This window comes from Lactiplantibacillus mudanjiangensis, assembly GCF_005405385.1.
Lineage (GTDB): Bacteria > Bacillota > Bacilli > Lactobacillales > Lactobacillaceae > Lactiplantibacillus > Lactiplantibacillus mudanjiangensis.
On the sequence record NZ_BJDY01000007.1, the window covers coordinates 281313 to 294235 of the forward strand.

13 protein-coding genes are annotated in these 12923 nt (G+C 43.3%); 2 read left to right on the forward strand and 11 right to left on the reverse strand.

The genetic code is table 11. The features are described 5' to 3' along the window. Positions 1-97: 97 nt before the first annotated feature. On the forward strand, positions 98-697 hold the full coding sequence (locus tag FFM84_RS14620) for a TetR/AcrR family transcriptional regulator (RefSeq protein WP_165444407.1): 600 nt from the start codon (positions 98-100) through the stop codon (positions 695-697). On the opposite strand, the gene FFM84_RS14625 is transcribed toward FFM84_RS14620, so the two are convergent. The 8 genes from FFM84_RS14625 to FFM84_RS14660 form a co-directional block, all read right to left on the reverse strand. Then, positions 656-1513: a GRP family sugar transporter gene (locus FFM84_RS14625; RefSeq protein WP_130846182.1), complete on the reverse strand. Its 858-nt coding sequence runs from the start codon at positions 1511-1513 to the stop codon at positions 656-658. The genes FFM84_RS14620 and FFM84_RS14625 overlap by 42 nt on opposite strands. Positions 1514-1583: 70 nt before the next feature. After that, positions 1584-4187, reverse strand: a complete 2604-nt coding sequence (locus tag FFM84_RS14630; RefSeq protein WP_130846183.1) for a glycoside hydrolase family 38 N-terminal domain-containing protein — start codon at positions 4185-4187, stop codon at positions 1584-1586. 3 nt (positions 4188-4190) lie between these two features. Further along, positions 4191-5315, reverse strand: a complete 1125-nt coding sequence (locus tag FFM84_RS14635) for a PTS fructose transporter subunit IIC (RefSeq protein WP_130846184.1) — start codon at positions 5313-5315, stop codon at positions 4191-4193. A 14-nt stretch (positions 5316-5329) separates the two neighbouring features. After that, entirely contained in the window at positions 5330-5650 is a 321-nt protein-coding gene (locus FFM84_RS14640; RefSeq protein ID WP_130846185.1) for a PTS fructose transporter subunit IIB, read from the reverse strand. Between the two features lie 10 nt (positions 5651-5660). After that, complete coding sequence (locus tag FFM84_RS14645; RefSeq protein WP_130846186.1) at positions 5661-6107, reverse strand: PTS sugar transporter subunit IIA; 447 nt, start codon at positions 6105-6107, stop codon at positions 5661-5663. Next, complete coding sequence (locus FFM84_RS14650) at positions 6104-8041, reverse strand: BglG family transcription antiterminator (RefSeq protein WP_130846187.1); 1938 nt, start codon at positions 8039-8041, stop codon at positions 6104-6106. The genes FFM84_RS14645 and FFM84_RS14650 overlap by 4 nt, the downstream gene beginning before the upstream one ends. A 223-nt stretch (positions 8042-8264) precedes the next feature. Continuing rightward, complete coding sequence (locus tag FFM84_RS14655; protein WP_165444408.1) at positions 8265-8597, reverse strand: inorganic diphosphatase; 333 nt, start codon at positions 8595-8597, stop codon at positions 8265-8267. Positions 8598-8695: 98 nt separating this feature from the next. Next, positions 8696-9496: a transporter substrate-binding domain-containing protein gene (locus tag FFM84_RS14660; RefSeq protein WP_130846188.1), complete on the reverse strand. Its 801-nt coding sequence runs from the start codon at positions 9494-9496 to the stop codon at positions 8696-8698. 202 nt (positions 9497-9698) lie between these two features. Here FFM84_RS14660 and FFM84_RS14665 point away from each other — a divergent pair, with 202 nt between their 5' ends. Next, a complete protein-coding gene (locus FFM84_RS14665) occupies positions 9699-10151 on the forward strand; it encodes a MarR family winged helix-turn-helix transcriptional regulator (RefSeq protein ID WP_130846189.1) in 453 nt (150 codons plus the stop codon). 66 nt (positions 10152-10217) lie between these two features. On the opposite strand, the gene FFM84_RS14670 is transcribed toward FFM84_RS14665, so the two are convergent. From FFM84_RS14670 to FFM84_RS14680, 3 genes are read right to left on the reverse strand one after another with little or no spacing between them, the layout of a single operon-like run. After that, positions 10218-11075, reverse strand: a complete 858-nt coding sequence (locus tag FFM84_RS14670; RefSeq protein ID WP_130846190.1) for a MetQ/NlpA family ABC transporter substrate-binding protein — start codon at positions 11073-11075, stop codon at positions 10218-10220. A 16-nt stretch (positions 11076-11091) separates the two neighbouring features. Next, complete coding sequence (locus FFM84_RS14675; RefSeq protein WP_130846191.1) at positions 11092-11763, reverse strand: methionine ABC transporter permease; 672 nt, start codon at positions 11761-11763, stop codon at positions 11092-11094. Next, a complete protein-coding gene (locus FFM84_RS14680) occupies positions 11763-12830 on the reverse strand; it encodes a methionine ABC transporter ATP-binding protein (RefSeq protein WP_130846192.1) in 1068 nt (355 codons plus the stop codon). Before FFM84_RS14680 ends, FFM84_RS14675 begins: the two co-directional genes overlap by 1 nt. Positions 12831-12923: the final 93 nt, after the last annotated feature.

Consider the following 12923-nt stretch of genomic DNA (forward strand, 5'->3'; position numbering starts at 1 on the left):
ATCAAGACTCCTTTCGTCTATAATGGCAGTATATGGCGACTGATTGTTCAAATAAATAGGTTGGCGCCATGTGCCACAAAAAAGGAGGAATTGTGCCATGCCACGTGATCAACTCATTAATCAATCTAAACAAGCCTTTGTTCAAGCATTATTACGATTGTTAGAAACCGAATCGTTCACCGATATTACGATTAAACAATTAGTCTTAGAATCCGGCTATTCTCGCCGTACCTATTATCGATATTTCCATGATAAAGAAGCCATTTTAGATACTTTATTTACCCAGCGTCTTCAAGCTTATCATGATCGACTTAGCCACATCGATCTAGCACCAGCGCAGCTCCCGGCCCAAATCATTACCGCACTCTGGCCGCATCATCAGGAACTACAACTACTGGCTCAACGCGACGTGCTAGTCCCACTAATGACTCGTCATCTTGAGACAATTATTAAGTCGCTTTTAACCATTGATGTCCCCTGGCGTCAATCGACCACTCAAAACACGACTAACTATCGTTATGCCTTAACTTATTCCATTGGTGGTTTTACGATTTTACTCAATACGTTATTTACACAACCAAAAACCAGTATCACGCCCGAACAACTGACGACACAGTTAACAATGGCTTTGTCTGAAATCGTCACACAATGGCAGCTACAAAACGATCACGCCACCACCAATAATAATCAACGCTAAGCCAGTATACAGGCGCCACCAACTGACTTGACGCGGCTCTTTTAATAAATAAACACCTAATAGCGTTGCAATCACCATATTTAGTTGTGACAACAAAAAGGCATTAACCATACCATTTAACGTCACCGAAACTAAGTAGGCCATAGCTGCCACCCCAAATAACAAACCGCCCAGCGTGTTTAGCTTAATTCGGTAACCGTTCAGCCGTGGCTGAGTTCGTAATAGCTTGATCAAGATTAAGGCCATGATGACCATGCCCAATGCTTGTGGCAACATAGCCGCCACCGGATTCTCATGGACGATCAATTTAGGGAAGAACGAATATCCCCAATAACCAATTGTTGTTAAGATCAGTACAATATAAGCTTTCAACTGACTCTTAGCTGCCTGAGTTGTTGACTTAAGAATCAAATTTCCCACTAAAATACCGATGATAATGATTGCGACCCCGATCACCCCTTTACCAATCGCCGCTCCAGTCGCCCATTCATGTAGTCCTAAACCACCAATTAATGAGTTACCCACAATTTGTAGCCCAGTGGAAATCGGAAAAGCTTTACTCACGCCCAACTGTTGATAACTCCAATACTGGCCGACTTGACCAACGCTCCACGCCAGTCCTGATAAAGCCGCCAGCACCAGTGTGGCGGCATCTATGACTGGCCGTTGCCACATAAATAGTAATGTCGCCATAATTAGCGTCCCCAGCGTTGTCCCCAACAACTGTTCAAAAGCTGAGCCTTTAATATAATGTAGAATGACCGGCATAATCCCCCAAATCACTGCGGGTACTAAACCAGCACCAACTGCCAACATCACGTTACCTTCCTTTCATCAAAACAAAAGGCACCAACCTGAGAATCATTCTCAAACTGGCACCTTAATCCTACTTGAATACTGCTTTATTAAATTTCAGTGTTAACACATCATAACTGGCAATAGTACCCTGATAGTCTTGTGCTTCATCAATTGCATTGACCACTTTTGCACCAGTTGGCAGTGCAAACTCAACTGCATGTTTCGTTGGATTGACCACGCGTACAATCACGGCGTCATGATCGAAGAAATCCGGATAACAAGCACCCGCCACCACATGCTCTGGTAGTTCAAACAGACTCATTGTCGCTGGTAATGGGGCTTTCGGCGCCAATTCATCTTGCAACTTATTATCAAGACGATTGATAAACAAATTGAGCTGTTGTGATTGATAGGCCAATGCCGTTTGACTGACTTGAAGGGCTTGCTGTGCAATCACTAATTCGTCAAACCGATCATCAATCCTAATCGTGACCTGATAATCAAACGCTTGTTGCAATTCTGCTTGTGGCGTTGGGAAGAATGGATGCCCTAGCTTGGTCGTATCACCCGAAGCGCGACCCGGACGATTAATTAAATCAGGCTTACCAAGTTGATCCGTTGTCGCCAACAAAGTTAGCCATAGTTGATCACCTTGTTGCTCGTACTCTTTAACATCCGAAGTCATCGCCGTTATGGTATGGGTCGCCCCATTGACACTCACACTATGATCTAATGGCCAGATGGCGACTGGTCGTTCTGCATAACGATCTTGCCATTGCTCTGGTTCTTGACGATCTCGGGTTAAAAAGCCAAACGGTACTGACGCCACTGCCGGAACAGAACTCCCGGTATTAACGACTAAGCTTAGCTTATGATCCGCAATGTTGTTATCAACATGCAGCTTGGCCGTGAGATTGTGATTAGCCGTTAAGATTAAATCCACATGATACTTAAACATAACGGTAGCTTGGGTATTTTTTCGTTCGGTCAAGTTCTTAGGTAACTTAAGTTGCCCGGTTAATTGCATGAGTTGCCAATCTTGATTAGCCTTGACCGTTGCCGTTTGAAAGCGTAATGCTTGAGGCTGATCACCAGCCAGAGGTGAAAAGTCATACGTATCCCCGGCATTGCCTTGATCTTGTAAGGTTAAGAAATCTGACAAGACGGTACCATCGAACAAAGTAGCCGTTAATGACCCATCATTAAACGCAATTTCAAGCTGATCATTACTAATCGTTTGGGTTGCAATGAGCTGTAACCGATTAGTTGTCGCTACTGTGGCTTCAAAATCAATCACCCGATAGCCTAACGGTGGTAATGTGGTCTTCAACTGATACGTACTTAAATAATAAGCAGGTTCGGTGATATAGTGATCACCACTCGCCGTTTGTGACAACACATTTTCACGGCTAGCAACTTTCGTTTGATCCTGTAAGACAGCATGTTCAACGTCTTTAAAATACACATCTGGACTCGCAGTAGTCACTTTAACCGTTTGATAAGCATCCGTGGTGGTTAAAGCTGGATTAAGCAATAGAACTTGTTGATCCGTTAAGCCTAGATTCAATGCGATCAGCCGCTCAATCGTATTGATTAAACTATCGGCTAATTCATGACCAGACTTGAGTCTTTGTAAGATATCCGCTGCGACCGAATCCACAATGCTGCCAGCCATGCTGTCATGGGCTTGGCTTTCAAGCAACTTTTGCCAAGCCAAGACTAAGTCACCGCTACTCAAGTCGATCCCGCAGCGTTGTCCAATTACCATCAACGGTTCCACTTGATAAATTAATTTATCTTCTAGTTTCGTTGCCGCTAATTTAATGTCCATTCGACTAGACCCACAAGTCCGGTGAACACGTGCATAAATCGGATCTAAGAACTCACCAGTATAATCAGCCAAATCAGTCGGGTTCAACTTCGCAATAAAGCCTGGATAATCACTGACTTCATACTCATATTTACCCATTTGATTGATTTTAGCGACTTTGTCCGTAAAGTCATGAATGATTTCCATTTGATCGTTACCGGTTGGAATCAAGACCGCCTTTGCCGATTGTGGTGAGATCTGCGTAATGAGGTCAACTGCCGGATCAAGCCGCTGATCCACATAGTCATGACTTGGCGTCAGTAACATCCCGGTACCATAACCTTGTGGCATATTCACCGCGGTGACCGTTCGCTGACCACCTAAACTATGCCATTTGAAGTAAAAGCCGTGCGTCTTTTTAGGATCGATACCACGCCAGAAAACAAAGCTGTGTAAACCAAGTTCGTTAAGCACCACTGGCAATTGACTATTGAAGCCAAACGTATCTGGCAAATAACCCACTGGCAATCGCTGCCCATACTTCATCGCCGACAACTGACCAAGCATCCCGTTACGTAACAAGGATTCGCCTTGCAAATGTAAGGCGTCCGGCTGGGTGTACCAGGGGCCAATCTGTAGCTGTTTATTCGCAACTAATTGTTGAATCGTCATGCGCATCTCTGGATGAATCGTGACGTAATTATCCAAGATCGACAACTGACCATCTAATGTAAAACTCGCTTCTGGATGTTGTTGTAATTCTTTAATCGCATTGGTAAATAACAAATCACTTAAGATTATCGAGTCTTGACTAGAAAAATACCATTCTCGATCCCAGTGGGTATGATTAACCAAATAGACTTTTGTTTTTTCCGTTGTCATCACTTAGTTCTCCCACTGATCTTCAGAAAAATAAGTTGCATCGGCATCTTCCGTCGTTGTTGCCGTTTCTTCAGTTGTTACCGTCACATTTTTTCTAAAGAGCAATGTCAATGCAGTGACCGTTAAAGTCCCAACTAAAATGGCAAAAATGTAAATCCACCATTTTTCAACGGCGAACCAGCCATAAAATCCAGAGATTGGGGCGCGGTTAACGGCACCCAAGCCAACCGCAATCGCACTACCTAATGCCGAACCAATCATATTGGCAGGAATGACTTTAAGTGGTGATTCAATTGCAAACGGAATTGCACCTTCACTAACACCGATCAAGCCCATGACTAATGACGCATTCCCAGCTTCTTGTAATTCAGGTGAGAATTTCCGTTTATTGATCATCGTCGCTAATCCTAAGCCTAACGGTGGAATAATAATGGCGACTTGCGCGGCAGTGTTTGGATCATAAACCCCACTGGTTAATAACGCCATCGCAGTTGTAACGGCGGCTTTATTAACTGGGCCACCTAAGTCAAAGCCAACCATACCACCAATAATGGCCGCTAATAAGACGCGGTTCGTCCCAGTCATACCTTTTAACCAAGCGGCTAATCCAGTGTTAATCCCAGCGAACGGCACACCAATGACATATTGAATCAAAAATAGCGTGATAAATGAACCGACGACCGGCACAATAAAGACTGGTAAAACTGATTTTGCAGCTTCTGGTAAATGAATATGGGCGACTAAGAACTTAACGGTATAACCAGCAATCAAGCCAGATGCCAACGCACCTAAGAAGCCCGCATTCATGCTAGCAACTAAGGTTCCACCAATAATCCCAGGGGCAATCCCACCTTTATCAGCGACAGAATAAGCAATATAGGCTGAAATAATTGGGAACATTAAACCAAGCGCAGTCCCACCCCAACCGTCATCGGTATGCAAAAATTGAATAACAGCATTGGCACTCTTGGCCCACTGGGCATCCCAGATATTATTAATGCCATAAAATGACGCGCCGACCCGGCTAATCGCCATCAAAACGGCGCCGGCAATCACAATCGGAATCATGTATGAAATCCCCGTCATGACATGCTGTTCAAGCTCTTTACCTAACTTCTTCCAGTTCATGTGACACCCTCCTCTTAATTTTGATCAGCTAAGGCTAATGCATCTTCGATGACTTTTTGTGCATTCTTAATTGGATCACTAACGTTAACTTGTAAGATTTTTTTACCTTCAAAACGATCAGAATCCCGGACTTTAGTATCGGTAGCAAAAATAACGGCTTCACCAATCTGACAATCTTTCGCATTCAATCGGTTACCAATTCCCGTGGCACCTTGGGTTTCAACTTTGATTAAAACCCCCATTTTTTTAGCTTGTTGAATCAAGGCTTTTTCAGCCATGTACGTATGGGCAACACCAGTGGCACATGCGGTTACTGCAATTAATTTTCGACTCATAATCTTTTCCTCACTTTTCAAATATTTGTTCTAAATCTTGACTAGACGTTGCGGCTTGTAACTTGGCACGAACATCATCATCCATCAACGTGCCGGCAAGTTCTGATAATAATTTCAAGTGTTCATTGTCGCCGTCATTTGGAATCGCTAACAAAAAGACGTATTCAACTGGTTGATCATCTAACGCTTGCCATTCCACTGGCTGGGCCAACTTCGCAATGGCCACAGCCGAACGAGTGACGGTATCGGCTTTACCATGTGGAATGGCAATACCCCCGCCTACACCAGTCGTGCCTTCTTGCTCACGTTCATTAACTGCGGCGATGTATTCATCGACATCGCCAATTACCCCTTCTTGCAAATAAAGTGTTGCTAATTGCTTAATAATGGCTTGTCGATCTTGACCGACAACATTAAATTTCACTAAATTTGGTTGAACAATCGCTGCTACTGTCATTTCTCAATTACTCCTATCAATTGGTTATATAAGTCTTGATCCGATTCACTATTTATTAATATTTCTAAGCGATGTGGATTGCTGACCAGCTCGTAAAAGTCATCAAAAATCTCATCGATTTCGGCTTGGGTCAAATGCTTGGTCATCGCTAAGAAAAAGATGATACTCACTTGTTGCTCGCCCCATTGAATCGGCTTGGCCAACGTGCAAACAACAATCCTTGGTTGCGCAATCAAGTCAGGTTCGGCATGAGGAACGGCATAATTACCAAAACTCGTGTAAGACAAGCTTTCTCGCTTCAAGGCGCTAGCAACGATGCCAGGCTTAGCTAATCGTTGATCTACTAATTGTTGACCTAACAAATTAATAACTGCCTGCCAACTTGTTAGCGTGCGTTTCGCAAATACCAGATTGGGTGACAACATGCTTAAAATCTTTCGTTTAACTGGATGAGTTTGATGCGTTGATTGACGAATCGCTTGTTGGACAAATTGCACTTCATTGCTTTCTAACAATGGTGAAACAATCACCGTCGGAATCGTCGCGACTTGAAGTTGAATCGTGCTAATAATTAAATCAACCTGCGTTAGCTTGTGCTGCTGTAAATCTTGTATCGACCACACCCCAACAATTTTTAACTGCGGAAACTGTTTTCGAACTTTGGCGGCCAACAATTGCGCAGAGCCTAAACCAGTACTACAAACAATGACCACATTAAGGCGATCCGAGACCAACCGCTGTCGCTCCAAGAAAGCCTCTAAATGTAAGGCTAAGTATGCGACTTCATCATCATTCATCTGAATCTGTTCATGTTGTTCATAGTATCTCGCTAGATTTAACCCTTCATCAAAAGCCTGCGTATAATTCTGCTTGATGCTTGCCATAAACGGATTACTGATGGTCGCATTGACTTTGAGTCGTTTAATGGCCGATTCCAAATGCACCGTCAAGCCGACTAACAATTCCTGATCATAGCCAAAGTCTTTCAAAAGTGTCGGTAACTCACTAAATGCCGGCGTTGCTTGTGGATCAATCTCTAAATGCACCCCACCAGCCGTAGCGGCAATTAAATGAATTTGGATATAGCTCACTTCTTCAACTGGTAACTGCACGTTAAACGTTTGATCCAACCGCTTAGCTAACCGTGTGGCGTTAGTTAATTGTTGTTGACCGATTTGTGGTTTAGCCGGATGGGTCACCTTAATCGGATTACCATCGCGGACCCGCTGAATCGCAATTGCCAAATGAATGACTAATGATTGAAACGCATAATCAGAAATAGTTAGCTCCCGCTGGGCGACAAATTGATTAACAATGGCGATCAATTGCTTAACCAACGCCGCTGGTAACAAGGTATTATTGGCTAATTCTTGGTAACTCACGACATTCTGTTTTTGCCCTGATTCAACCCGCCAGTGCTCACCCCAAAATGTACTTAATAGTCGAAACAACAATTGTCGTTTTTGTTGTTCACTGGCAAGCAAGCGAATGCCCCGTTTCGGATGATGATCGAGGGTCATCTGTTGTGCAGCTAGTTGTCGTTCTAACTGTTGTAAGTTTCGTTCAATGGTTTTGGCACCAATAAATAATTGAGTCGCTAAGTCGCCAACGGTAATGAAGTCACTTGTCTTTAACAGCTGTGTCAAAATATAAGTGACCCGATCGTGATCATTATCTGGAATAGCCGTTTGTTGTTGTAACTCTCGCAATAATCGTTGTGGCTCCTCCAAATCACCGACTAATGTGATCCCAATTCGTGGCTGCCGTTTAATCGTGATGAAGTGTTCCGCTAATACCGGTTCGATCACTTGCAAGTCATGATAAATCGTCTTGGTCGACACCATTAGTTGGGTTGCCAACTGACTAGCGGTTGTTTGCCGAACACTCAACAATTGTTGAACTAAATTAAGTTGTCGCTCATTTAAATTCGCCATTCAATCACCTCTTTTTGGTTTAACTTTGTAACTTTAGTATACCGATTGTTTAAGCGCTTACAACGACGCCGATTACCGTAATAATGTGGAACCATGTGACGTCCCCCTTGATTGTTGTACTAGTAGCCTAACTTTACCTATTTTATGAAGACCTGTATATGAAAATGCAAAATAACGGTTTTTAAGTGATCACTCACTTAAAAACCGTTATTAGGTTGCCGCTTCAATTTAACAATTCAATTTCTGAATCAAAATATTGTTCTAAAAAATGAGTCTGTGTCAGAATTTCATGATAGGATAACTGCTCATCAACCGCCGTCACTACCCATTTCATCTCAACGTCATCATGCCGGTGAATAATTGCCACCAAACGACCATAAAAGCTGGTCAGTGGTTTGGTCACCGTCTTTGAAATGACGTAAGCGTCTTGCGGCTCACCGTCTCCGCCTAGGACAGTGGTCACTAAGCCATAATTAATCGGATACACCGTTCCTAACTCATTTCGGTACCCTTTAGGACGATCAACTTTAACATTGACCATCACCTTACTTTTCATGACAGCTAACCTCCTACAACCTTTAGCTATCACTAGTCTAGCACGTCACCAGGCCATCCTAAAGTCGTTCACTTTGGGAGGGTGCCTAACTAACTTAACTATTTTTTCGTCACATCCCCACCAAAGTATTTCTTCGATAACTTAGTCAGTGTGCCATCTTTGCGGAGGGCTTGAATTGCTTTTGAAACTTGCTTTTGCAATTTAGCGTGCTTCTTATTGAAGATTGCCCCAATTTTTTGCGTCTTAATCTCAGTACCGGCATCAATTAGCTTAATCTTGGCGGTCTTATTTTGTTTGAAGTAAGCATAGAACGCTTCACGAGAATTAATCGTTCCGGCAACGCGACCTTGGTTGACCAAATCAATCGATTGTTGGAACCCATCCGTTGGGGTCACCGTCGCCCCTAATCGTTGCGCATCGGTTGCGTTATTACTAGTGGTTGTTTGTGCGACTTTTTTGCCTTTAATATCAGTAATCTTACTAATACTTGAACTTTTCTTCACCGCTAATTGCGCTTTAGAGTAAATATATGGTGTTGAAAATAAGTATTTCTTTTGTCGTTGGCTGGTTTCGGCGATATCATTAATCACAACATCATATTTGTCCACATCCAGCCCGGCAATCAAGGAATCAAACTTAGTTGGCACAAACTTGGCCTTCAATCCCAGTTTTTTCGCTACTGCTTTACCTAGATCAACTTCAAAACCGGTTAATTTGCCAGCTTTACGATAACTATACGGTTGGAAAGTGCCTTCCAAGCCAATCGTTAACGTACCCGATGTTTGTAAATCCAAACTAGTATTCGTACTACTTTTAGTCGAAGTGCCACAGGCCGATAATGTCACTGCCAATACGGCACCTAATACTGCCATCCCTAACCCACGTTGCCATTTTTTCATCCTTACACACTCCTATTTTTTTATCTCGATACAAAAGAATGATTATCAGCCAGTCTAAAATTATTAAGTTATAAGCTACTTATCCACAGGCGTTTTTCCACTTTATGATTGCATCGCCTAGCCGACGCAATATAATTATTTTTAATGTTGTATTCTAACAATTAATAACGCATACTGTTCATAGCAAAAAGGAGTTTTAGCCATGGAAAATAATTTTGAGGTTACTCATTTGGCACAGCAACTGAAGCAACTCGCCGGTATCGTGCAACGACAATTAAGTACTGGTCTGAAGGAACTCGAGATTCCATTAATTGGTAATCAAATTGCTATTTTGGTACAACTGGCTCAGTTTCCAGCCGCCACCATCACCCAAAAACAATTAGAACGTACCTTCCAGCTGAGCCATCCCACCATGCGTGGACTCATCCAAAGCCTCGTCAAATTGCACTTCATTGAGACCCAGCCAATGGCGCAAGATCAGCGTCAGATCGCCCTTGTCCTTACACCCGCTGGAATTGCCTTTCTCGTGGATCATGCTGACAAGTTGCGTGGTTTGGTCGATGATACTGAAGATCAACTTGCTGCGACTTTACGTCCAGATGAGCAACAACAGCTTAAGCATTTGATGGCCTTATTGCTAGAATCAGTTGCTTAAGTCAATTAACTAAAAACTGGTCAACGAAAAAATTTTTAAGGGGATTCGTTGGCCATTTTTTGCAACTTAATCATTAAAATACGATAACGGTTTATTCACGTTAATTTTCGTACCATAATATTTTTGTTTAATATATTTCTGAATATCAGCCTTATGGTATAACTTAACTAACTTCAAATAGCTTGCTCGGTGCTTATTCTTAGCTGCCGTCGCTAAAATATTAACGTTGGCTTTCGTACTTTTGTTGAAGCTTTCGTGATAGATCGAATCACGCAAAACATGCAGGTGACCTTCTAAGGCCACTGTATTAGAAATCAACACCGCATCCACGTTCTTAATGATCCGCGGACCAGTAGTATCATCAATTTGCTTAAACTTCAGGTGCCGCGGATTACGCTTAATATCTTTAAGTGAACCCAACGCGCCAAAATTTGCCGACAACTTGATTAGCCCAGCCTTTTGCAATAACAGTAACCCGCGCGATGCTTGTGACGGATTATCCGCAATCGCAATCGTAGCGCCATCAGGAATTGCCTCGACACTAGTTACCTTTTTCGAATAAAGGCCCATCGGTTCTAGATAAGTCGTCCCTAAAGCGGCTAACTTTTCCTTCGGATTTTGTCGATTGTACGTTTCATAATATGACCATGACTCAAATGCGTTGACATCTACATCGCCATCGGCCGTCGCTTTATTGAGCTGAACCCCATCCGTAATTTGTTTGACTTTAATCGTCAATCCCATTGCTTTGGCATCTTGACTCTTAGCGATATGTTGCCAGATATCATAATCTGAACCCATTGAGCCAACGGTAATCGTGGCGTGCTGGGCTGATTGCACGGTATAACTCGTCAACTCATGAATGCCCACACAACTCCCAACGATGACGAGTATGCCAGCTAACCACCATGCTAATCGTTTCATTGCGATTCCTCCCCGTTTAATCATGTGACACCCGCTTAACCAGCCAGTCACCAAAGATCTGCACCACAAACACCAGTACTAAAATAATGACCATCGCGACTAAGGTGACGTCATTTTCGAAACGCGCATAGCCGATACTAATTGCAATATCACCAAGGCCACCGGCACCAATCGCCCCAGCCATGGTGGTCAACCCAATTAGGCTAATCACCGTCACAATTGAGACGCGGATCAAATCCGGTAGTCCTTCTTTTAAATACACCCGAAAGATAATCGCTAACGGACTAGAGCCCATTGATTGTGCCGCTTCCACAATCCCCTGATCAACATCCAACAAGGCATTTTGAACTTGACGCGCATAAAACGGAAAAATGCCAAAGACTAATGGGACTAATGACGCCGTTGTCCCCACGGTGGTGCCCACCAAATAACTGGTTAGTGGCGAAATAACGGCTAACAAAATAATGAACGGGACTGATCGTAATAGATTCGTTAATTTATCTAAAATCTGATAAGACGGTTGGTCCGCTAAAATACCATGCGGATGGGTCACCACTAGCAACACGCCCAACCCTAAACCTAAAACACCCGCAATAATTGCCGAAAAAGCCGTCATATAAAGCGTTTCTAAGGTTGCTTGAATAAATTCACTTTTCATTTGTAAGACATTTGGAATTAACGCTGCCATTAGTCACTCAGTCCCTTCACTACTTGTTCATCAATTAGCCGGGTATGTACCCCTTGATCCGCCATCCGAGCCACCGCTGCATTAAATCCAGTGATATCACCCGTGATGATGGCGATCATATCCCCCACATTTTGCCCATCGATCTGATCAATATTGGCAAATAAGATATTGACGTCTACTTTAAATTCCTGTGAGAGTTGTGAAATCACGCCCTTTTTCGTGGCTTGACCAATGAACTTAAACGCGATCAATTCTTGATTAGCGGCTAATTCACTAAGCTTGATCGTTCGCGTAATCCGCTGAATTGCCGCTCGGACGTTGGTTGAAGTTTCGACAAAATCGAGCGTGATTGGCGCTTTTGGTGCGGTAAAGACTTGTGCGACGGGACCACGTTCGACAATGCGACCATTCTCCATAACGGCAACATGGTGACAAATACTTTTAATCACTTGCATCTCATGAGTGATTAGGACGATGGTCACGCCTAGCTCCCGGTTTAATCGTTGTAATAGTGCCAAGATAGCCGCGGTCGTTTTTGGGTCAAGGGCGCTAGTGGCTTCATCCGAAATAAGCACTTGTGGATCAGTCACGAGTGCCCGAGCAATCGCCACGCGCTGCTTTTGACCACCGGATAATTTATTAGGATACGTGTCGGCATAATCCGCTAAGCCCACCAATTTTAGTAGTGCTAAGGCCTTTGCTTGTCGATCACGTTTGCTAATCTTTTGGCCTAATAGCGGATAAATCACATTCCCCAAAACGGTCCGCGATTGCATCAGGTTAAAATGTTGAAAAATCATGCCAACCTGTTTGCGTGCTTGGCGCAATGCTGCCGGTGCCAGCGTCTGTAATTGCTGTCCATTAACCGTGACCCGTCCGGTCGTTGGCAATTGCAATAAATTAATGACCCGGACTAACGTACTTTTCCCGGCGCCAGAATAACCAATAATGCCATAAATATCACCGGTATCGATTTGTAGATTAACGTCTTGCACCGCATTAACCTTTTGTTGCCCATCGTTAAAGGTCACCGAAATATCTGCTAACTCAATAATGTGTTCACTCATCACACTCTTCCTCTCATTAAAAAAGCGCCCATTCATCTTTAATCTGATTATCAGATTAAGGACGAATGGACGCTTTTCCGTGTTACCACCTTA